Genomic DNA, 21,894 nt, shown 5'->3' with positions numbered 1-21,894 from the left:
AAGAGGGGCTGGACCTCCAGGTGCTAAAGCGGCTCGGCCTGGAATGCGGTCCGCTCGATCTGGCGGAATGGGAAACCATGGTGGATAAAATCCTTCATATGGACAAGCAGGTCGTTATCGGTCTGGTGGGCAAATATGTGGAGCTGCCGGATGCTTATTTGAGCGTGGTGGAATCATTGAAACACGCCGGTTTTCAGTTTAACTGCGATGTCAAGATCAAGTGGATTTATGCTGAACAGCTGGAGAAGGAAGGCCCGGAACCATTGCTGGCGGATGTGGACGGCATACTCATTCCGGGTGGTTTTGGCGAGCGGGGCATCGAAGGCAAGATAATGTCAGCCCGGTATGCGCGCGAAAAGCAGATTCCTTTCCTGGGTATTTGTTTGGGAATGCAATGCGCGGTGATTGAATTTGCGCGCAATGTGTGCGGTTTTAAAGGGGCCAACAGCTGTGAATTTGACCCCCATGGTCCGCACCCGGTGGTGCATCTGATGCCTGATCAGGAGCATGTCGAAGACAAAGGCGGAACCATGCGCCTGGGGGTTTATCCCTGCCACATCGCAGCCGGCACCACAACCCATCATCATTATCAGCAATCGGTGATTCAGGAACGGCATCGCCATCGCTATGAGATTAACAATGAATATCGTGATGAACTGGTAAAGCACGGTATGATTATCAGCGGCCTATCTCCTGATAAGCGTTTGGTTGAGATTATCGAAATAAGCGACCATATCTATTTTGTGGCCTGTCAATTCCACCCCGAATTCAAATCCAGGCCCAATCGGCCGCATCCTTTGTTTACGGGGTTGATAGAGAACAGCCTCAAATACCGGCAATCTAGAGAAAGTCTGCTTTGCTAATTCCTCTGTTCATATCCGGATGGATACCTGCCAATTATCCTGGCAAGAATAGTGTTGAGCATCTCTGAAGGGGAAACGGATGTACAAAACCAGAATTATCGAGGCCAAGGATAAAGCCAGCTATAATCGTTTTATTGCCCAGCATCCCAAAGGGCATTTTCTGCAATTATGGGAATGGGGGCAGGTTAAGAATCTGACCGGCTGGAAACCGATAAGACTGGTCCTGGAAAAGGACGGACAAATCAGGGCAGCTATGCTGATCCTCAAACGCACCCTGCCCATCCCGCTGGTTAAACGCGCCATTTTTTACTCCCCGCGCGGCCCTGTGGCCGATCAGGATAATGCCGAAGAGCACCGGCTGTTATTTGCAGCTGCCAGGCAGATTGCCCGCCGCGAGGGGGCAATCTTCGTGAAAATCGACCCCGATATCCCGGCCCAGAACCAGAACTATGCCAAAATGCTGTCTGCCTGCGGTTTTCAGCGTCAACTGTCGGGGCTCAACTTCGAAGGAGTGCAGCCCAACTATGTGATGCGCCTCGATCTTACCCCCGAGCCGGCTGAACTGCTGGCTGATATGCACCAAAAATGGCGCTACAATATCAAACTGGCGGGAAGAAAAGGAGTCACCGTCACTCAGGCTGAAGAACGGACAGATTTAGAGGTTTTTTACTCCATATTGGAGGAGACTGCCCAACGGGATCATTTCCTGATAAGAGGCTATTCGTATTTCGAATCTATTTGGGATCATATGATCGCCAATGGTTATGCCCGCATATTTCTGGCCCATTATCAGGGGGAAATCGTGGCCGGAACCCTGGCCTTTATTCTGGGCGACAAGGCCTGGTATCTTTATGGCGCGTCCAGCAACCGCCACCGCAATGTAATGCCAAATTACCTTTTGCAGTGGGAAATGATCCGCTGGGCCAAAGCGCAAGGATGCACAGTGTATGATTTTCGAGGGGTATCCGGCGATTTGGATGAAGAGAACCCCTTATACGGCCTGTATCGTTTTAAAAAAGGATTTAACGGGGTATTAACTGAATTTGTAGGTGAATGGGATTTCGTCTACCGGCCTGTTTGGTATTGGCTGTGGACCCGGATGCTGCCGGTTTATTTAGGGCGCAGACGCGGTCTTGCAGGCCAGGGGGGCGACTGATACAGCTATGCACGACAAATGGGTAGAGATTGATGATGATGCCATACTCCATAATCTAACCGGAGTGCGATCGCTGCTGTCAGAACAGACCAGACTGATTGCAGTGGTAAAAGCCAATGCTTACGGGCATGGCATGGTGGAAACCGCCAGCCTCCTGGCAGATAACGGGGTTGAGTATTTTGCGGTCACCTTTTTGGATGAAGCCCTGCAGTTGCGTGAAGCTGGATTAGAGGAAGCCATATTGCTGCTCAGTCCGCTGGCGGACCAGGTCTCACTGCAAAAGGCTATCAGGGCACAGATTACGGTGATGATTTCCGGCCCGGATGACGCTGTCCTGGCCGATCAGGTCAGCCAGACTGAACAAATCATGCTGTCGGTTCACCTTAAGCTTGAAACCGGTCTGAACCGTTTTGGCCTGTCTCATGAGGAGGTCATTAAGGTTTGTGAGGCATTAAGTCGCAATCCCTACATATACATTGAAGGGATATATACTCACATGGCTCACGCAGGTGCCAGCGACCCTAGTTTTACTTTAAAGCAGTATGAGTGTTTTATGCAAACCGTCAGAAGCCTGGAGGAAAGGGGTTATAATATTCCCATAAAGCATTGTGCCAACAGTGCGGCAACACTGCGATTTCCGGAGATGCACCTGGACGCGGTGCGCATTGGAACACTGCTCTCGGGACAGTATCCGGTCGGTAAGATGCCTAAACCGATCACGCTCCGGGATCCGTTTCAGTACAAGACCCGCATCATTTCCCTCAATGAGCGCCCGGCGGGCAGTTATATGGGATACTTCAGAACTTATCGCCTGCGGAGAGCGGCCCGTATTGCAGTTTTGCCGGCAGGATTCATTGACGGGGTGGCGGTAGATGTGTCCAATCCGCCGGCAGGGGGGCTAGACGCCTTAAAAAGAGCCATAAAGATGCTGTTGGCCTGGCTGCGTTTCTCCAGGTTCACCGCCCGGGTGTATATACAGGGCCATCCCTGTGCGGTGGCCGGCAAAGTATTCATGCAGCTTACGCTGGTGGAACTGCCCGCTGATCTGGAAGCCGGGGTGGGAACGGAAGTATCCCTGCCGGCCAAAAAATCCCTGGTTTCACCGGCAATTAAACGCATTCATAGCAGAGTACAGTATAAGGCTACAGTCAACGGTCATTGAGAAGAGGAGGTTGACGGTGAAGAAGAGGATTGTGATAGGATTAATACTGGTTTTTCTGCTTATCCTGTTGATTATGGCAGTTCAGAGCATCAGCCAGCCCCAGGCCGGTTTAAAAAGCATTGGCAAAATCGGGGTTATTGAGGTTTCCGGCACCATTACCGGTACCAGCACGTCAAATCTCCTGCAGGGCACTACTGCCAGCGCCCGAGACATTATGGCTATCATCCGCCAGGCAGCAGCCCGTCAGGATATCAAAGCGGTAGTGCTTAGAGTCGACAGCCCCGGAGGAACCTCTGTAGCCTCACAAGAAATCGGGGTGGAGCTTGATAAGCTCAGGGCGACCGGAAAACCGGTTATAACCTCGATGGGGGATGTGTGCGCCTCTGGCGGTTATTGGATCGCCTGCAGCACGGACCATATCATGGCCAACCCCGCCACTTTGACAGGCAGCATCGGGGTTATTATGCAGATGCAGAACATCGAAGGACTGTACGAAAAGCTTGGGGTTAAAGAGGTGGTCATCAAAAGCGGCCAGCATAAGGATATCGGATCTCCTTTCCGCGATCTTTCTCCAGAAGAACAACAAATATTGCAGGGTATTGTACAGGACTCCTATCAGCAGTTTATTGATCAAGTGGTGAAAGGCCGCGAGGGCAAAATTACCCGTGAACAATTGATGCCCCTGGCCGACGGGAGGATTTTCACCGGAGCCCAGGCCAGAGATTTGGGGTTAGTAGACAGTTTGGGAGATTACTATGATGCGATCGAGCAGGCCAAAGTCATGGCAGGTATACAGGGAGAAGTTCCTATTGAGGTGCTCAACCAGCAGGACATGTGGAAGCGCCTGGTTACCAGCCTGGAGAGCACCTTCCTGGGTAATCAGCCAACTACCAGGTTATATTATTAACTAGGGGGACTGGGTTTGACCATATTGGATGTGCTTTACGGATTAATCTTTCAACCGCAGGGCACCATGCGGGAATTAGCCCGCACACGGCCTTTGTTGGCGGGCTTCCTGGTTTTTATAGGGGTATATTTCGCCAATTATCTTTTGCAGGAGGCCAGCAGCGCCATCAGTCAGAACGGATTAGGATTGCCAGGATACGCTTCATGGATGCTGGCGAGCCTGGGGGCCGTTACGGCAGTTGTGATATGGTTTGTTTCCGCAGGTCTGTTTTCCCTGCTGGCAGAGATTATTTACGGGTACGGCAATGGCAAAGCGGTTTTGAGCTGCCTGGGCTTTGCGGTTTTTCCCGGCATTTTGGGCCCGGCTTTATATTATGCCGCAATTTTATTGGACCTGCCCGGCGTGGGCGCATTGTTGTATCTCCTGTCCGGTTTATGGGTGATAGGATTGCAGGTTCTGGCAGTGCGTGAGGCCTTAACCTTGACTACCGGGCAGGCGGTCTTGATATATTTGTTGCCGATGGCATCATTTCTCTTGATCGGGGCGTTATTGCTGATCATCGGCGGCCTGGCTTTGAGTTCTTTACCTCTGCTTTAGAAGGATGTTCATCATCGATGCAGAATTGTAAATATATGTTCATGTAGGGGGAGGGGTAGCTGAAATGCGCCATGAAATATTGATCGTGGATGACCAAAAGGGAGTGCGCCGCTTATTAGAAGAACTATTCAAGAAGGACGACTGGATTGTCCATACGGCCTCCGATGGGTTAGAAGCCATTGCCAAGATTGACAGTATAACACCCCATATTATCTTAATGGATATGAAAATGCCTAATATGAACGGCCTGGAAGCCTCGCAAAAAATCCTTGAAAATCACCCTGAATTGACCATCGTTATGATGACCGCCTACGGGGAGATGGACGTTATTAAAAAAGCTCTTGATGCCGGGGTAAAAAGGTGTATTACCAAGCCTTTTGACATAATGAATCTACGTCAGGTAGTGCAGCAAATGGTAAGTGCAGAACAGGTTCAATAATTTACAACGAGGTGATTAATATGCCGCTGGTGGGGGTTGATACCCTGTTGGAGCATGCCCAGAAGGAAGGCTATGCGGTAGGTGCTTTTAATGCCAATAACATGGAGATCGTTCAAGCCATAATCCAGGCTGCGGAGCTGGAGAGATCTCCGGTAATCATGCAGGCCAGCCAGGGCGCCATCAAGTATGCCGGCCTGGATTATATTACCGGAATGGTCAAAATTGCCGCCGAGAAGAGTCCGGTTCCGGTAGCCCTGCACCTTGATCACGGCACCGACTTCGATCAGGTAATAAGATGCATCCGCAGCGGGTTCAGTTCGGTGATGTATGACGGCTCCAAGTTGAGCCTTGAGGATAATATCGCTACCACCAAAAAAATACTGGAGATCGCCAACCCCATAGGGGTATCCGTAGAGGCTGAATTGGGGAAAATAGGCGGAACCGAGGATGACATTCATGTAAGCATGCGTGAAGCCGCCTACACCGATCCCGAGGAAGCCCGCTATTTTGTAGAACAGACCGGCGTAAAAAGCCTGGCTATAGCCATCGGCACCGCTCATGGGCAATACAAAGGCGAGCCCAAGCTTGATTTTGAGCGCCTGGTCACCATTCAAGGCCTGGTGAACATCCCCATAGTCTTGCACGGGTCTTCCGGGGTGCCGGATGAGGCAGTGCGCCAGGCCATCTCATTGGGGGTGCGCAAGGTTAACATCGATACCAATATCCGAGAAGCCTTCGTAGGGGCGATGAGAAAGGTTATCGAAAATAAACCGGATGAAATCGATCCCCGCCAGATCCTGGGCCCGGCTCGCGAAGCGGCTGTAAACATTATCCGCGATAAAATGAGGGTCTTTGGAAGCAGTGGCAGGATCTAGAAAAAGGAGGCGCAAGTGCGAATATTTATCGATTCAGCGAATATCGCCGAAATACGCGAAATACATTCCCTGGGATTTCTTGATGGAGTCACCACCAATCCAACCCTGGTAGCCAAGGAAGGACGCGATTACCATCAGGTGATCAGCGAGATCTGTAATCTGGTGGATGGTCCCATCAGCGCCGAGGTCATCGCTCTGGACTATCCGGGCATGATGCAGGAAGCGCGGCAGTTGGCTGAGATACATCCCAATGTGGTGGTGAAGATCCCTCTCACTGAAGCTGGGCTCAGGGCCATATCCAGCCTGAACAAAGAAGGGATTAACACCAACGCCACCCTGGTCTTTTCGTGCAACCAGGCCATACTGGCGGCTCGTGCCGGGGCCAGTTATGTGAGCCCGTTTATAGGGCGGGTCGATGATATCAGTTATGATGGGATGGCATTGCTGAAGGACTTGATCGAGATTCTGGATCAATACATGTTAGACACCGAGGTTATAGCAGCCAGTATCAGGCATCCCATGCATGTTACCGCTTCAGCCCGCGCCGGCTGCCATATAGCAACGGTTCCTTATGCGGTGATCAAACAGATGATCAGGCACCCGCTGACCGATGCCGGTATTGAAAAGTTTATGAACGATTGGAAACAGGTTTTTTAGAACCTGAGGCAGGGGGTAAAGATTGTGGAGAGGGAATTAGCATTGGAATTTGCCCGGGTCACCGAGGCTGCCGCCCTGGCAGCTTCCCGCTGGGTGGGCAAAGGCAATAAAGAAGCCGCTGATGATGCTGCAGTAACCGCTATGCGGGTTATGTTTGATACTGTTGCTATTGACGGCATTGTCAAGATCGGCGAAGGGGAGATGGACGAGGCTCCCATGCTGTACATAGGCGAGCGGGTAGGAATGGGTGTGCCTCCTGAAGTTGACATAGCCGTGGATCCCCTGGAAGGGACAACTATCGTAGCCAAAGGCGGCGTCGGAGCGATTGCAGTCCTGGCGGCGGCTCCCCGGGGATCTTTATTGCACGCCCCTGACATGTATATGGACAAAATAGCGGTGGGACCGGAATGCAAAGGTCGAGTTCACCTGGACGCGCCGGTCAAGGAGAATCTGAAAGAAGTGGCCCGGGCACTGCATAAACTGATCAGCGAAGTAACCGTGGTTATTCTGGACCGTCCCCGTCATGAACACATCGTAGAACAGGTTCGCCAGGCCGGAGCCCGCATTCGCCTGATCACCGACGGTGATATCTCGCCGGCTGTAGCTGCGGCCTATGAAGATTCCGGAGTCGATATCCTGCTGGGCATCGGCGGAGCGCCGGAAGGGGTGATCAGCGCGGCCGCGCTCAAGTGTCTGGGCGGCGATTTTCAGGCCCGCTTAACGCCTGAGGGCCCCGAAGCCGCTGAAGAGATCCGGCGCTGCAAGGAAATGGGCATAGAGGATATCAACACCGTGTTTACCATTGACGACCTGGTCAAATCAGAGGACGTTATTTTTGTAGCCACCGGTATAACCGGATCGTTTTTGCTCAAAGGAGTGCGCTACCACAAGCGGCGGGCCACTACCGATACGCTGGTGATGAGGAGCCTGTCAGGAACCATTCGCCGTATTATTGCCGAGCATCATCTTGATAAAAAACCATTATTCAGAGATAATCGTATTAAGCTGAGGATGGACTAAGCCGGTAAATTTTGCGATTTATTGGATTATCCGTTTAAATTTATGGGATAATATCTGGCAGAGGCTTATCAAAAGTGCTATCTTAACCTTCGCCCAGTGTGACGTGCTGGGGCTTCAATCTGATGAACAAACCCTCATAATATCATGTCGGTTGGTCCAACTGTAGATAATCAGATCGGAACATTTACTTGTGATGGCTATAATTGAGTTTTCAGGGACTTATTATTGGTGTTGACCGATAAGTAGTAGATTATGTAAATGAAAGGATGTTGGTATGAAGGGAGGACAACGGGAAGAAAAGGTGAATATCTCCGAACTGGACAACAAAAATATGTTGGAGTTATACCAGATTGCCCGGGATTTGAACCTGGCCGGATATTCCAAGCTGCGTAAGAAGGAATTGGTATTCGAAATTACCAAAGCCTTAACCCATTCCGACCAGCTCTTGCAGGCCCAGGGAATTCTGGAGATCATGCCCGATGGATATGGATTCCTGAGGCCTTTTGGGTACTTGCCCAGTCAGGACGATATTTATGTTTCACCTTCCCAGATAAGGAAATTTGAATTGCGTACCGGCGACCATGTAAGTGGTCAGGTACGATCTCCCAAAGACAATGAGCGGTTTTTTGCCTTGCTCAAGGTGGAGGGTGTTAACGGCTTTCCTCCAGAGGAATCTATCAAAAGAATCCATTTTGATGCCTTAACCCCCCTGTATCCGACCGAAAAGCTGAACCTGGAGACCGTACAGCGCGAGCTGTCCACCCGCATCATCGACCTGATTGCGCCAATCGGCAAGGGACAGCGCGGTCTGATTGTGGCTCCTCCTAAAGCCGGCAAGACCATCCTGCTGCAGAAAATTGCCCAGGGCATCAGCGAAAATCATCCTGATGTCGTATTGATCATACTGCTGGTAGATGAACGCCCTGAGGAAGTTACGGATATGCAGCGCTCAACCAAAGCGGAGGTGGTGTCCTCCACCTTTGACGAGCCTCCGGAAAACCACGTGAAAGTAACCGACATGGTTCTGGAACGGGCCAAACGGCTGGTGGAACATAAAAAAGACGTGGTTATTCTCATGGACAGTGTCACCAGGCTGGCACGAGCCCACAACCTGGTGGTGCCTCCCAGCGGCCGGACACTATCCGGCGGCATTGACCCGGCCTCGCTTGATAAGCCCAAACGCTTCTTCGGGGCGGCGCGCAATATCGAAGAGGGAGGCAGCCTGACCATCTGCGCCACTGCTCTGGTTGAAACCGGTTCGAGGATGGATGAGGTCATTTTTGAGGAATTTAAGGGACGGGGCAATATGGAGCTGGTACTGGAAAGAAAGCTGGCCGAGAGGCGTATATTCCCGGCCATCGATGTCAAACGATCCGGCACCAGAAAAGAAGAGCTCTTGCTGAGCGGCGAAGAATTAGAACTGATGTGGAATCTGCGCAACATGTTCAGTGATTATAATCCAGTTGAAACCATGCAGATGATATTAGATACCATGAAGAAAACCAAGACCAATAAGGACTTGTTGCGAGCGGCTCCGTTGGTTTTTGGAAAAACCGACCATGCCCGAAAATCCTACTAAAATAAGGAAAAAATCCCATCTGAGTAGTTGTTTCTCAAATATGGATGAATAAATGCCTGCGCTTATGTGGAGACTATGGTATATGTTGACTATTGGTCTTCAAAAGCGAGGTGTACTATGAAAAGGAAATGGATTAGCTCACTGCTGGTTGGCATTATCTTTCTGGGCAGTGTAGTGGGCCCGGTTGCGGCTGCACTCTGTCCGGGGGATTTCCTACCGTGGATGTCTGCAGCTACCGCAGAGCCTGAAACCGGGCTCAGTACCGGCAGGGATCATGTGGTAAGAAATGGCGATACCCTGTGGGCATTATCCAGGGAATATCATGTTGATTTAGATGCGCTCTTATTGATGAACAATCTTGATGAGAATGATTTGCTGACTGTAGGCAGAACCTTGAAGATACCGATTTCGACCTGCACAGTGAAGAAAGGGGACACCTTATCTTCGCTGGCCTCCAGGTATCAGGTGAGTGTAGAGGCTCTAGCCATGGCCAACCAGGGCAAAGATCCTTACCAGCTAGAGGTCGGAGATGTATTGATTATCCCCGGCTTCGAGGCAGACAGCATTGCTGCCAGCAGTACTCCCTCCCGGGGCTATAGCATCGATCTTGCCGCCTTTGGATGGCCGGTAAGCGGTGCGGTCACTTCAGCGTATGGTTGGAGAAAATCAGGATTTCATCATGGCGTGGATATTGCTCAGGAAACCGGCGCCCCCATCAAAGCGGCTGCTGATGGAATCGTTATTTTCAGCGGCGCCAAACCCATCTACGGAAAAACCGTGATTATCAGCCATAATGATGGCAGGGAGACCCTCTATGCACATGCTCAGAGTATTCTGGTTCATAAAAATCAGAGGGTTCGCAAAGGACAGATTATTGCCCTGGTAGGCACCACCGGACGAACTACCGGACCCCATGTGCATTTTGAGGTTAAACTTAACGGAAAAACGGTTAATCCGCTGAGCCAACTGCGTTAACTGCGTTAAATATCACGCCCCCATATGGGGGCTTTTTTTATGGGTAGATTTGAGATAGGCTATTACTAGTTATAGTCAGCCGGAGAGGAAATTCGCAACCAATATGTATTATGTAATGTACAGCAATGAGAATGGGGAATGGATGGAGCACCCTGATTTGGCCATGTTAGGGCGGAGCGGAAACAGCTGGGTGATTCCGGAGCAGAGTGAAATGATTCCGCTTCCTTCCGGGTCATCCCTGGTAAATATACCCGGTTATTTCCCGGTGGGCCTGGAAAATGACAACCAGGCCATGTGCCTTAACAGTGATCCCGGCTGCCCCGGGAAAAGAGCAGGCGTTGTGGCCGCATTGCTCCCGCAAGGCTTCACCCGCACCCTGCTGCCGGCCTGTATACCCCGGGCCCAAGGAGGAGGCATTCCTCTTCTGGGGTATACTGCCGTAGGTTTTCGGGGTGATAAGGTCTATGCGGCGGCAGTGCAGAGCGACCGCCATCATTCCTGGCACCCGCGGTATTATAACACCGAACAGCTCAGCCAGCGTATCCACCGCATGCTGAGGAGATTTCCCCATAATCGCATCCTGCGTCAATTGGCCAAATGTTCCCTGCAATATGGATGCTTCACCGCACAGAATATGTTTTACCAGCGTTGGGAGGCGGGCATTCCGAGCACCCCGGCCTGCAATGCCAATTGCCTGGGCTGCATATCGGAGCAGCATGGTGAGGCCGATTCGCCTCAGCATCGCCTGGGTTTTGTGCCCACCGTTGATGAGATTGTGGAACTGGGAGTCAATCACCTCAAAAACGCGCCCCGGGCCATAATCAGCTTTGGGCAGGGGTGCGAAGGCGAACCCTCCCTCAATGCCGACTTGATAGCCCCGGCCATTGGCCGCATGCGTCTCCAAACCCCGGGTGGCACCATTAATATCAATTCACATGGCGGCAATCATAAACAGCTCCAGAAGATATTTAAGGCCGGCCTGGATGCCATCAGGGTGACCATATTCTCCCTGGTGGAAGAAAACTATAATCTTTACCATCGCCCCCAGAACTATAAACTGGGGCAGGTGTTCAACTCCATTAAAGCCGCCCTGGATCAAAACATTCAGGTTTCGCTTAATCTTTTGGTCCTGCCGGGGTTTACCGATCAGCCTCAGGAAGTTGAGGCCTTGCTTGGTTTTCTGGAGGAGAATCCGGTTGACATGATTCAAATGCGCAACCTCAATATCGACCCGGACGTGATCGATCAGCATATGGGGTTTAAGAGCGCCGGAATAGGCATAACCTCTATGATTGCGACCTTGCAAAGGGAAGCCCCTGCAGTAAGGCTGGGATCTTATACCCATGAGGTTGACAAATATTAGAAATTGAAAGCGAGGGATTACTGCATGAGCATCCCCGGGCCATATACCAGCAAAGAGGTCACCAGTTTAGCATCCGGAGCGCAGTTCTGGGGCAAATACATGGTTGCCGAGAAAAATCAGCGTAAAACCAGAAACGGCCGGGATATTATCAACCTGCGGCTGGCGGACAGCTCGGGCTCGATCGAGGTGGTGGTGTGGGACAATTGCCAGGTGCAAGGAGATTTGCATAAAGGAGTGGTGATCGGTATGCAAGCCGATACCAGCCTGTACAACAACCGTCAGCAGATTACCGCCAAACGCATCAAGATTCTCGATGAGAATCCTTCCGCTTACCTTTTGGCGGCCCCCGTTCCCCGTGAAACCTTGATGGCAGAATTGGAACAGGCGGTGGAATCTATTGCCGACCCGCATTTATCCTTTTTGCTTCAGACGATATTAACCCCGCAATGCATCGCCGACTTCAGCACCACGCCAGCGGCCAAACGCATCCATCACAACTATATGGGCGGACTGTTGGAACACACTCTGGCTGTGGTCAAGCTGTGTCAGCACGCCGCTCAACTCTATCCAGAACTGAATCGGGATCTGCTGGTTGCCGGCGCCATTCTTCACGACATCGGCAAGATGAAAGAGTATGAGCTGCAGGTGGTGCCGGAATATACCCTGGAGGGTAAACTGCTGGGACATATCGTCATGGGATATCAACTGGTAGACCAGGCCGTTCAAAAGATTCGAGCAGAGGGTTATGATTTTCCGCTTATGCTGGAAAACATGATCAAGCACCTCGTCCTCAGTCACCATGGCAGCCTGGAATATGGCTCCCCGGTCAAACCGCTCTTCCCGGAAGCCTTCCTGCTGCATGTTATGGATAACTTGGACGCCAAGATGTTCGTCTATTTCGAAAAGATGGCTCAAACCGAAAATGTGGAGCAATATGTCACCCCTTATGACAGCTTCCATCAGCAGCAGTTCTTCACTTATCGCTATAGACAGGAAATGCCGCCCGACCGTGACGGCAAGCCGGAATGAGCATTTAGTTGCCGCTTGTGTTTTACAATCAGAATTGATATAATCGTTACTGCAGCTATTATGGCTGCAATTATCAGGAAGCAACCCGAAGCGAGGTGAAACCATGAAAGAAAAGATTCATCCCCAGTATTCCAAAACCACGGCTAGGTGTGCTTGTGGCAATGAATTCGAAGTAGGCTCCACCAAATCCGGCATTCGCGTGGAGATTTGCTCCAAGTGCCATCCTTTTTATACTGGCAATAAGAGCCGGGTGGTTGATACCACCGGCAGAGTGGATAAATTTAAAAAGAAGTATGGTTTAGGGTAATAACAAGCAGCAGAGACGGGGTTCTCTGCTCTTTTCTATGCAACATCAGAGCCGTTTTCAGGCTCTGATTCTGTTCTCGGCATTGCCAGGTGGTGAAAAATGCAAAAAAAATTCCCTTATGGGGGTATGGCGGTAATCGAAGGTGTCATGATGCGCGGTCCCGCCAGAACCTCTATTGCTGTAAGGAAAAGCGACGGCACCATACAGGTGGACGAACAGCCCAACAATGATTGGGCCAAGCGATTTCCATTTCTTAAATGGCCATTTATTCGCGGCACCTTCGTCTTAATCGAATCGCTGGTGGTCGGGATAAAAATGCTCAATCATTCGGCTAACCTGGCTTTGGATGAGGATGAGGATGAACTCAGTTTTTGGGAAATCCTGATCACTATGGTGGTCGCTTTTGGACTGGCCATACTGTTGTTTATGGTCCTGCCAACTGCCATTGTACACTACTTGCAGGACTTTTTGGCCGGGCCCTGGGCGCAGAACCTGGTCGAGGGGTTTATTCGTATCGCCTTTTTCTTTCTGTATGTGATCGCAATCTCACGCATGCCCGATATAGCACGGGTCTTCATGTATCATGGGGCCGAACATAAAACCATTTTCGCCTATGAAGCGGGCGAACCGCTCACTGTGGATAATGTGAAGCGGCATTCATCCTTGCACCCCCGGTGCGGCACCTCTTTTTTATTGATAGTGATGATTATATCGATTGTGGTTTTTGCCCTGCTGGGTGAAGGCAGCCTGTGGTACCGGATATGGTCCCGCCTGGCTGTGCTTCCCATTGTAGCAGGATTGGGATATGAATTCTTAAAACTGAGCGGGCGATACTATGGAAAGGGCTGGCTGAATTTTTTAATAGCCCCCGGATTATGGATGCAGCGTTTAACCACCCGGGAACCCGACCATGATCAAATGGAGGTGGCCATTGCGGCCTTGCAGCGCCTCCTGGATGATGAAACCAAAAACCCGCCGGCAGAGCCCCAGGTCGAGCAGGCCACCGGATAATCTGCCCAGAGCTTTATTAAACGCCCCTAAGACCCCGACCTCTGTAGGTGGATGGGATAAACATAATTGTCTTCAGTAGTGAGTCGGATCTCCTACTGAAGGGGCGTTTGATAAAACGCTCGCAGCGCGATGTACACGCAATGCGTAAGGAAGGCGGCTATGCCGCCCGCATTTCGGCGCACAATTCGCGCAAGCGCTCATTGAATCAGGAGGGATATCAGTGCTTTCCAAGCTGGACAACCTGGAAGACAAATATAATGAGCTGACCGAGCTTTTGAGCCGCCCGGAGACCATTTCCGACCAGCAAAAATATCAAAAGGTCGCCAAAGCACATGCAGATCTAACCGAGATTGTTGCTCAATACCGGCGCTATAAAACCATCAACTCACAGCTCCAGGAGGTTCAGGAGCTATTGAAAGAAGAACACGACCAGGAATTTCAGTCTCTGCTCGAGACTGAACTGGAGGATCTTAAAGCCGCCCGCGATGAACTGGAAGCTGTATTGAGGGTATTGCTCCTGCCCCGGGACCCCAATGATGACAAAAGCGTTATCATGGAAATCCGCGCCGGTACCGGCGGGGATGAGGCCGCGTTATTCGCTAACGACCTCTTCCGCATGTACAGCCGCTACGCTGAGGAGCAGGGCTGGAAGATAGACATTATGGATTCGCATTATACCGACATCGGCGGTATCAAAGAATTGATCTTCGTCATCGACGGGCAGGGGGCCTACAGCAAATTGAAATATGAATCCGGAGTGCATCGCGTACAAAGGGTTCCCACCACCGAATCGGGAGGCCGGATTCATACTTCGGCCGCTACTGTAGCCGTGCTTCCTGAGGCTGAAGAGGTTGAGGTTAACATCGACCCGGCCGAGATCAGAGTGGACGTCTATTGTTCCAGCGGACCAGGCGGGCAATCGGTCAACACCACCCAATCCGCGGTGCGCCTCACCCATCTTCCCACCGGGCTGGTGGTGACCTGTCAGGATGAAAAATCACAACACAAGAACAAAGCCAAGGCTTTGCGAGTCCTGCGGGCCAGGCTGAAAGAAATGCTGGAAGAAGAGAAAAACGCCGAATACGCCGGCACCCGCAAGAACCAAGTGGGGAGCGGGGATCGCAGTGAACGTATTCGCACCTATAATTTCCCTCAGGGCAGGGTAACTGATCATCGTATTAACCTGACCCTGCATAAGCTGGATGTTATTCTGCAAGGACAGCTTAAAGAGATTATTGAGGCCTTGATCGCTCACGACCAGGCAGAACGCTTGAAACAGGTGGAGTAAGTGGCCCAGGATTGGACGATAAAGGAATTAATATCTTGGACGACCCGGTATTTTCAGGACCGAGGCATCGCCGCAGCTCGCCTGGAGGCGGAGATAATGCTGGCCTATGCCCTGGAGGAAGACCGGGTTTTTTTGTACACTTATTTCGATAAGCCGGTTAATCAGCAGGAGAGGGCAAGATTCCGCGGCCTTATCCAGAGAAGGGCCAGGCAGGAGCCGTTAGCCTACATCACCGGTGAGAAAGAGTTTATGTCCCTGAGCTTTGAGGTCAGCCCCCAGGTATTAATCCCCCGGCCGGAGACCGAACTCCTGGTAGAGACGGCTCTGGATTTGTGTCTTGCCAGGAAACTCCGCATTTGTGATATGGGGACCGGAAGCGGGGCTATTGCAGTCAGTTTAGCCTATTATTCAGCCGGGGGAAAGGTCACCGCCGTAGACGTATCCCTGCCGGCTATCGAGGTTGCCAGGCGCAATGCCGAGCGGCATGGAGTGCAGATAGAGTTTTGCCAGAGCGACCTTTTCGCCGAGGTCGATCCGGCTCAGGAGTACGATCTCATCACAGCCAACCTGCCGTATATAACGGCGGCAGAGTATGAGACCCTGGATGCGGGTATCCGCCGATATGAGCCCGAGCTAGCCCTGCTGGCCGGCGGAGACGGCCTGGATGTTTATAGAAGGTTCTTGCCAGAAGCGATGAAACGGCTCAGTCCGGGCGGACATCTGCTGCTGGAGATCGGGGCTGGGCAGGGCCAGGCCGCTCTGGATATGGCCCGCCCGTATGGCTGCAGCCAGTTAGTGTCTGATCTGGCAGGCAAAGACCGCTTGATTGTCATCAGGGAGGAAAGCCAGGATGAGTACCGTCCGCTGGAAGATCGATAGAGAAAAGCCGCAAAAAGAACTGATCGAAGAGGCCGCAGCCTTGCTGAAGCGCGGTGAACTGGTGGCTTTTCCTACCGAAACGGTTTACGGCCTGGGGGCTGATGTTTATAGTCCCGAGGCGGTGCAGAGGATTTTCGAGGTAAAAGGACGCATATCCCAGAGCCCGCTCCTGGTCCATGTCAGCGATCTCGATCAGGTTAATCGGCTGGTCACGGTTATTTCCCCCCTGGCCCGGCTGTTGATGGAGAGCTTCTGGCCGGGTCCCCTGGCTTTGATCTTGCCAGCCTCACCCCGGGTCCCCAAAGTTGTTTTAGGGGGAAAAGACAGTGTGGGCTTGCGAATGCCGGCTCATCCCGTAGCCCTGGCCTTGATAGAAAAATCCGGCCCTATAGCGGCCCCCAGCGCCAATCTGAGCGGTCGCCCCAGCCCGGTATCGGCCGGGCATGTAATGGATGATTTGGATGGGCAGATTGCTGCCATACTGGATGCAGGACCAACCGATGTCGGCCTGGAGTCAACCATCGTGGATCTGAGCCGGGAAAAGCCCGAAATCCTGCGCCAGGGAGGCGTGCCTTTAGAGGAATTGGAAGCGATTCTGGGCTGTCGCCTGGAAGCCTTCACAAGGCCTAAACAGGCTTATAAAACCGGGGACTTAAGCATCGAACTCTATGAGGATCGGGGACAGCTTCTGACTGCTCTTTCGGCCTGTCCGCATGGCACGGCAGCCCTGGTTCATTATGGGGAGCATCCCGCTCCGGGTATGGTTGATAGTCTTAAAGCATATACATTGAACTTAAAGGTGCAAGGCGGGGATTTATTCTCAATCATTCGCGAGGCCGAAACACAGGGTTTGCAGAGACTGATTTTTGCCCCGCTGCCGGCTGATTTGACCGGTTGGGGCCGGTCGCTGGCAGACCGCATCAGACGGGCCGCAGGGGTCAGTTGAATTATTTTACATAAGGAATCTTTTATCATTATGGGTGAACAATTTGTCACAGTAGCTATAATTGCAGTAGTCCTGGGAATGGATGCCTTTTCCCTGGCTCTTGGATTGGGCCTGAAAGGGGTATCCTATCGTTATGAAATAAAATTTTCCGGCCTGGTTGCCTTATTTCATGTTTTTATGCCCTTGATGGGCCTGTATCTAGGGGTCGTGTCGGGGAGGTTTTTAGGGGTATGGGCACAGCGGCTGGGTGCGGTTGTGCTGATATATATCGGGGTTAGCTTTTTGTTAAAAGGCTTGAAGGATATCCGCCCCCGCAGCTATTCATTTGCTGAAGCAGCTCAGCGGCGGGCTGCGTCAAGACCCCAGACCCTGAACAATATCTGGCTCTTGAGCTGTTCGGTGAGTATGGATGCTCTGGCGGTAGGATTTGGACTGGGTACTTTTCAGATGCCCCTTTTAGTCACAGTATTGACTATGGGGACTATAGCCGGTTTGTTGACCTGGTTCGGCTTCTTGGGAGGCCGCCTGTTGAACCGGCTGGTGGGCAGTTACGCGCAGATGATCGGAGGCCTGGTGTTGATTGCACTGGCTGTGAAACTGTTATGGTTCTAGAGGTGATCAATCTATGAAAATCCTTTTGGTTTGCACCGGCAATACCTGCAGAAGCCCTATGGCTGCAGCCATGTTGAGCAAAATCCTGCAGGACAAAGGGGCTGATTTCGAGCAATACCATATTGTCAGCGCTGGTCTTGCGGCCGGTTCGGGCTGGCCGGCCTCCCCCGGGGCGGTATACGCTATGCAGCTGCAAGGCCTGGACATCAGCGGGCATCGTTCCCAACCCTTACATCAGGATCTGGTGGAGAAAGCGGATATAATATTGACAATGACAGCGACGCAGCGTGAGTACATGTTGGACAAATATCCGGACCACATGCGAAAAATTGATACCCTGGCGGGTATGGCCGGAGAAATCGGCCGGGATATACTCGACCCTTTTGGAATGGATGCGGTAAAATATGTGGAGAGTGCCAGTGAAATTAAGAGACTGATGATCAGGGTAGCAGATAAGCTGATTAGCAGGCTTGATGAGCAATGATTTTACAGGAGATGAAGTCATGAAGGTTGTTATAGGCAGCGACCACGCCGGAGTGGATTTGAAAGCTGATCTGATGGACATGCTCGGCGCCGGCGGGGTTGAAACATATGACTGCGGCACTTACAGCGGCGCATCAGTGGATTATCCCGACATTGCCGAGCTGGCAGCCGCCAAAGTGCTTGATTTAAAATGTCCGGGAATACTGATTTGCGGAACCGGGATCGGGATTGCCATTGCCGCCAATAAAATACCTGGAATAAGGGCCGCTGTTTGCCTCACCCCGGAAATGGCCCGATTGGCTCGTGAGCATAATGACGCTAATATCGTATCCATCGGGGCTCGTCTGCTGAAAGAAGAAACCGCCCGGGAAATAGTGAAAACATTTTTGTATACCGAATTTCTAGCAGGTAGACACCAGGCCCGGGTAGAAAAATTAAAGATGCTAGAAAAAAAATGTCGAGAGAGGGGTTAATTAAAATTGGATTATATCGAGCAGTACGTTAGAGAAGTCGACCCTGAGATCGCGGAAGCCATAGCCCTGGAAGAAAACCGCCAGGATCAGAAACTGGAGTTAATAGCATCTGAGAATTTTGTTTCGCGAGCAGTTATGGCAGCGCAAGGCTGCGTCATGACAAATAAATACGCTGAGGGTTACCCCGGCAAGAGATATTACGGGGGATGTGAATTTGTCGATGTAGCTGAGAATCTGGCCAGGGAGAGACTAAAAACACTACTCGGCTGTGAGCACGCCAATGTACAGCCCCATTCAGGAGCACAGGCCAACACCGCCGTCTATTTCGCAGCGTTAAAACCCGGAGACACGGTGATGGGTATGAACCTCAACCATGGCGGGCATCTGACCCATGGCAGTCCGGTCAATCTTTCCGGGAAATATTTCCGTTTCGTGGATTACGGTGTATCTCCGCAAACTGAGACCATCGATTATGATCAGGTGAGAGATGTAGCCAAAGAATGCCAGCCCAAAATGATTGTAGCCGGCGCCAGTGCGTACCCGCGCTTCCTTGATTTCGCCAAATTCCGCGAAATCGCCGACGAAGTGGGGGCATTTCTTTTTGTGGATATGGCTCACATCGCCGGCCTGGTTGCGGCAGGGCTGCACCCCTCTCCCGTCCCTTACGCTCATTTCGTAACTACCACCACGCATAAAACCCTGCGCGGCCCCCGGGGCGGTGTCATTTTGTGCGGAAAGGATTGGGCACAGAAGGTGGATAGCGCGGTATTTCCCGGAATTCAGGGGGGGCCTTTGATGCATGTTATCGCTGCCAAAGCAGTATGTTTTAAGGAAGCCCTGAGCGATGATTTCAAAAAATATCAGGAGCAGATTGTTAAGAACGCGGCAGTTCTGGCCGCTGCCCTTTCCGAGCATGGGCTGCGCTTGGTTTCCGGTGGCACCGACAACCATTTAATGCTGGTTGATGTACGCCCCAAACAGTTGACCGGCAAGGCCGCCCAAGCCATTTTGGAAACAGTGAACATTACCGTGAACAAGAACACCATACCTTTCGACCCGGAAAAACCGATGGTGACCAGCGGGATCCGCATAGGCACGCCGGCTGTTACCAGCCGCGGGATGAACAGTGATGATATGAAACTGGTCGCCAGGGCCATCGCCATGGCCCTGGAAAACCCGGAAAAAGAAACAACACTGAACGAGGCTCGAGAAATAGTAGCTGGATTATGCAATAAATATCCGCTATACAAATAAACCGGGGAGCTAAACAGATGGATGCCAAAACATTATCCTTGCCAAAACTCAATCAGCTCAAGCCGACCCTGGAATCCACCGCATTGAAACTGATGGAGGAAGCCGGAGAACTGGCGCAGGTTATCGGTAAGTACCGGGGTTTGTCGGGGGAACAGGTTCACCTTGATGAGAAGACCATCGTCAACCAGATCGCCAAAGAGCTTTTAGACGTGGCTCAGACAGCAGTAACCATGATGTTTGTAATGGAGGAGCAATTCGGTCTCAACATCGAAACCCTCCTCCAGGAACACTGGCAGAAGATGGAAGATAAGGGCTACTTGATGCGCTGAATCGGGAAAAAATTTTAATAAATCAGAAAGATAATATATTGGGGAGGATTTTGTATTAAGCTTCTCGAATTAAATGCGTACCTACCCAATACACAGATAGATTAAAAGATGTTAAAAAGTCCATTTCTGCTGATATAACTGTATAAAATCGAGTTGGCTATCCATCTGGATAAAATTAAAAATGAAAAAGGAATTTGCCTGTTTATGACGAATAGAGAAAAGGGATAGTTCGTCTATGTAGGCGATAGAGGAAAGCAGATGACAGACAAACCCAAGCTTGGATGGGTCCGCGGACTTAGTGACGCGGTCAACCTGGCGACTACAGCGGCAGCTTCAGTTGGCATTTGCCTGTTTGCCGGATGGTGGCTGGACCGGCGCTTTGATACCGAGCCCTGGTTCATAGCCCTGGGAGCCCTGATAGGAATGGCAACTGCCATCAAAGCAATGTGGGACAAGATGATGGGACAATCGAAACGCCGCCAGAAGGTAGAGAAAAAAGATCCCGATAGAGAGAACTAAGACAGTTCATAGATATAGAGACTAGTCTTAGAAAAAGATTCCTCAATATATAGAGAGAGAAATAGAACTCCTCTGCAAGCCAACATACAGCTATCACTATATTTATATGAGTTTTAAGTTTTTGAACCTGGCTGATCAATTGAACGGCTGTCAAAAACTCGACAAATTAATAAGGGAAGGGGGGAAATAGAGAATGTTATTTGGAATGTGGGATAGTGTCTTTTTTCATCTCGGACCTATTCCGGTTGATCATCTGGTGGTAACCGAGTGGGCCATTATAGCCCTGGTCGGTATTATTTCCTTTTTAGCTACCAGGAAAATGCAGTTGATTCCGACTGGCCTGCAAAACGGCTTTGAAGCTGTCATATTGTTTACCTACGACTTTTTTACACAATTGATGGACGAAGAGCATGTGGCCAAGAAGTGGGCGCCTTTGCTTACTTCGTTTTTCCTGTTTATCCTGATCAGCAACTATAGCGGACTGATACCGGGCGCGGCTCATGTGGAAGGTTTTCAGCCGCCAACCAGTAACTGGAATGTTACCATGACCCTTGCTATTATCACCTTCTTTTCTGTTCATATCGCCGGGTTCTCCGAACATGGAGGACATTATCTTCACCACTTCGTCAGTCCAAGCCCATTAATGCTGCCGTTAAACCTTGTCGAAGAGGTAGCTCATCCGTTATCCCTGACAGTCCGTCTTTTCGGCAATATATTTGGGGAAGAAATGGTTATAGCTTTCCTGTTATTCATGGCGCCATTTATAATCCCAACGGCCATTATGGGTTTGAGCCTGCTGCTGGGAGCAATCCAAGCAGTGGTTTTCACTCTGCTGTCAGCCAGTTACATAGGGGCGGCAGCAGGCAAAGGGCACTAAAAATGCTCAAATGTAAATATCATTAGAGCTCGAAAGGAGGGAAAATGTAATGGATATGTTAGCATTAGGTGCTGGTCTTGCCGTATCAATCTCCGGTATCGGTGGTGGTATTGGTATGGGTATCGCCGGTGGCAAAGCGTTCGAAGCTATTGCACGGCAGCCCGAGGTAGGTGGGGACGTAAGAACTCTGCTCTTCATCACCTTGGCCTTTATTGAAACCCTGACCATTTACGGTCTACTGATTGCATTCATGTTAGTTAGTAAAATTCAGTAATTATACGGTGGACTCAGATT

26 protein-coding genes are annotated in these 21,894 nt (G+C 51.1%); all 26 read left to right on the top strand.

Annotation, left to right across the window (positions count from 1 at the left end; genetic code table 11):
• Positions 1–863 (top strand): CTP synthase (locus B2633_RS02750; protein ID WP_483169006.1); only part of this gene is annotated, 863 nt, incomplete at its 5' end.
• 79 nt (positions 864–942) lie between these two features.
• Positions 943–2,019, top strand: a complete 1,077-nt coding sequence (locus tag B2633_RS02745; RefSeq protein WP_483169004.1) for a lipid II:glycine glycyltransferase FemX — start codon at positions 943–945, stop codon at positions 2,017–2,019.
• Between the two features lie 7 nt (positions 2,020–2,026).
• Positions 2,027–3,181, top strand: a complete 1,155-nt coding sequence (alr, locus tag B2633_RS02740) for an alanine racemase (protein ID WP_483169002.1) — start codon at positions 2,027–2,029, stop codon at positions 3,179–3,181.
• A 16-nt stretch (positions 3,182–3,197) separates the two neighbouring features.
• A complete protein-coding gene (gene sppA, locus B2633_RS02735) occupies positions 3,198–4,088 on the top strand; it encodes a signal peptide peptidase SppA (protein WP_481041743.1) in 891 nt (296 codons plus the stop codon).
• Positions 4,089–4,103: 15 nt separating this feature from the next.
• Positions 4,104–4,685, top strand: a complete 582-nt coding sequence (locus B2633_RS02730; RefSeq protein WP_481041741.1) for a YIP1 family protein — start codon at positions 4,104–4,106, stop codon at positions 4,683–4,685.
• Between the two features lie 64 nt (positions 4,686–4,749).
• Positions 4,750–5,124: a response regulator gene (locus B2633_RS02725; RefSeq protein WP_481041739.1), complete on the top strand. Its 375-nt coding sequence runs from the start codon at positions 4,750–4,752 to the stop codon at positions 5,122–5,124.
• 20 nt (positions 5,125–5,144) lie between these two features.
• Positions 5,145–5,999 (top strand): class II fructose-1,6-bisphosphate aldolase, encoded by an 855-nt coding sequence (locus B2633_RS02720; protein ID WP_483169101.1) that lies wholly within the window; start codon positions 5,145–5,147, stop codon positions 5,997–5,999.
• Positions 6,000–6,014: 15 nt separating this feature from the next.
• Positions 6,015–6,656 carry a fructose-6-phosphate aldolase gene (gene fsa, locus B2633_RS02715; RefSeq protein WP_483168999.1) on the top strand — a complete coding sequence of 214 codons (642 nt, stop codon included), beginning with the start codon at positions 6,015–6,017 and terminating at the stop codon, positions 6,654–6,656.
• A gap of 24 nt (positions 6,657–6,680) precedes the next feature.
• Complete coding sequence (gene glpX / locus B2633_RS02710; RefSeq protein WP_483168997.1) at positions 6,681–7,676, top strand: class II fructose-bisphosphatase; 996 nt, start codon at positions 6,681–6,683, stop codon at positions 7,674–7,676.
• Between the two features lie 274 nt (positions 7,677–7,950).
• A complete protein-coding gene (rho, locus tag B2633_RS02705) occupies positions 7,951–9,255 on the top strand; it encodes a transcription termination factor Rho (protein ID WP_483168996.1) in 1,305 nt (434 codons plus the stop codon).
• A gap of 117 nt (positions 9,256–9,372) precedes the next feature.
• Entirely contained in the window at positions 9,373–10,230 is an 858-nt protein-coding gene (locus B2633_RS02700; protein ID WP_483168995.1) for a peptidoglycan DD-metalloendopeptidase family protein, read from the top strand.
• Positions 10,231–10,345: 115 nt separating this feature from the next.
• Positions 10,346–11,593 carry a radical SAM family protein gene (locus B2633_RS02695; protein ID WP_483168994.1) on the top strand — a complete coding sequence of 416 codons (1,248 nt, stop codon included), beginning with the start codon at positions 10,346–10,348 and terminating at the stop codon, positions 11,591–11,593.
• Between the two features lie 3 nt (positions 11,594–11,596).
• Positions 11,597–12,622 (top strand): 3'-5' exoribonuclease YhaM family protein, encoded by a 1,026-nt coding sequence (locus B2633_RS02690; protein WP_483168992.1) that lies wholly within the window; start codon positions 11,597–11,599, stop codon positions 12,620–12,622.
• Between the two features lie 103 nt (positions 12,623–12,725).
• Positions 12,726–12,929, top strand: coding sequence for a 50S ribosomal protein L31 (rpmE, locus tag B2633_RS02685; protein ID WP_481041725.1), 204 nt, complete (start codon positions 12,726–12,728; stop codon positions 12,927–12,929).
• Positions 12,930–13,028: 99 nt separating this feature from the next.
• On the top strand, positions 13,029–13,940 hold the full coding sequence (locus tag B2633_RS02680; protein WP_481041723.1) for a DUF1385 domain-containing protein: 912 nt from the start codon (positions 13,029–13,031) through the stop codon (positions 13,938–13,940).
• Between the two features lie 220 nt (positions 13,941–14,160).
• Positions 14,161–15,228 (top strand): peptide chain release factor 1, encoded by a 1,068-nt coding sequence (gene prfA / locus B2633_RS02675; protein ID WP_483168989.1) that lies wholly within the window; start codon positions 14,161–14,163, stop codon positions 15,226–15,228.
• Positions 15,229–16,107, top strand: a complete 879-nt coding sequence (prmC, locus tag B2633_RS02670; RefSeq protein WP_483168987.1) for a peptide chain release factor N(5)-glutamine methyltransferase — start codon at positions 15,229–15,231, stop codon at positions 16,105–16,107.
• Positions 16,079–17,053 carry an L-threonylcarbamoyladenylate synthase gene (locus tag B2633_RS02665; RefSeq protein ID WP_483168986.1) on the top strand — a complete coding sequence of 325 codons (975 nt, stop codon included), beginning with the start codon at positions 16,079–16,081 and terminating at the stop codon, positions 17,051–17,053. The genes prmC and B2633_RS02665 overlap by 29 nt, the downstream gene beginning before the upstream one ends.
• 30 nt (positions 17,054–17,083) lie before the next feature.
• A complete protein-coding gene (locus B2633_RS02660) occupies positions 17,084–17,665 on the top strand; it encodes a manganese efflux pump MntP (RefSeq protein ID WP_483168985.1) in 582 nt (193 codons plus the stop codon).
• A 13-nt stretch (positions 17,666–17,678) separates the two neighbouring features.
• A complete protein-coding gene (locus B2633_RS02655) occupies positions 17,679–18,149 on the top strand; it encodes a low molecular weight protein arginine phosphatase (RefSeq protein ID WP_483168984.1) in 471 nt (156 codons plus the stop codon).
• Positions 18,150–18,168: 19 nt separating this feature from the next.
• The gene (gene rpiB, locus B2633_RS02650) at positions 18,169–18,621 is read left to right on the top strand and encodes a ribose 5-phosphate isomerase B (RefSeq protein ID WP_483168983.1); all 453 of its coding nucleotides are present in this window, start codon (positions 18,169–18,171) and stop codon (positions 18,619–18,621) included.
• A gap of 6 nt (positions 18,622–18,627) precedes the next feature.
• Entirely contained in the window at positions 18,628–19,875 is a 1,248-nt protein-coding gene (locus B2633_RS02645) for a serine hydroxymethyltransferase (protein WP_483168982.1), read from the top strand.
• A gap of 17 nt (positions 19,876–19,892) precedes the next feature.
• Complete coding sequence (locus tag B2633_RS02640) at positions 19,893–20,204, top strand: MazG-like family protein (protein WP_481041707.1); 312 nt, start codon at positions 19,893–19,895, stop codon at positions 20,202–20,204.
• Positions 20,205–20,462: 258 nt separating this feature from the next.
• The gene (locus B2633_RS02635) at positions 20,463–20,723 is read left to right on the top strand and encodes an AtpZ/AtpI family protein (RefSeq protein WP_483168981.1); all 261 of its coding nucleotides are present in this window, start codon (positions 20,463–20,465) and stop codon (positions 20,721–20,723) included.
• Positions 20,724–20,916: 193 nt separating this feature from the next.
• Positions 20,917–21,600: a F0F1 ATP synthase subunit A gene (atpB, locus tag B2633_RS02630; protein ID WP_483168980.1), complete on the top strand. Its 684-nt coding sequence runs from the start codon at positions 20,917–20,919 to the stop codon at positions 21,598–21,600.
• A gap of 49 nt (positions 21,601–21,649) precedes the next feature.
• Entirely contained in the window at positions 21,650–21,874 is a 225-nt protein-coding gene (atpE, locus tag B2633_RS02625; RefSeq protein WP_481041701.1) for an ATP synthase F0 subunit C, read from the top strand.
• Positions 21,875–21,894 lie beyond the last annotated feature (20 nt).

Origin of the sequence: Syntrophomonas sp. UBA1041 (assembly GCF_002316705.1) — a bacterium.
In the GTDB taxonomy this organism is placed as follows: Bacteria; Bacillota; Syntrophomonadia; order Syntrophomonadales; family Syntrophomonadaceae; genus DTU019.
This window is presented reverse-complemented; position numbering and strand designations above follow the sequence as displayed.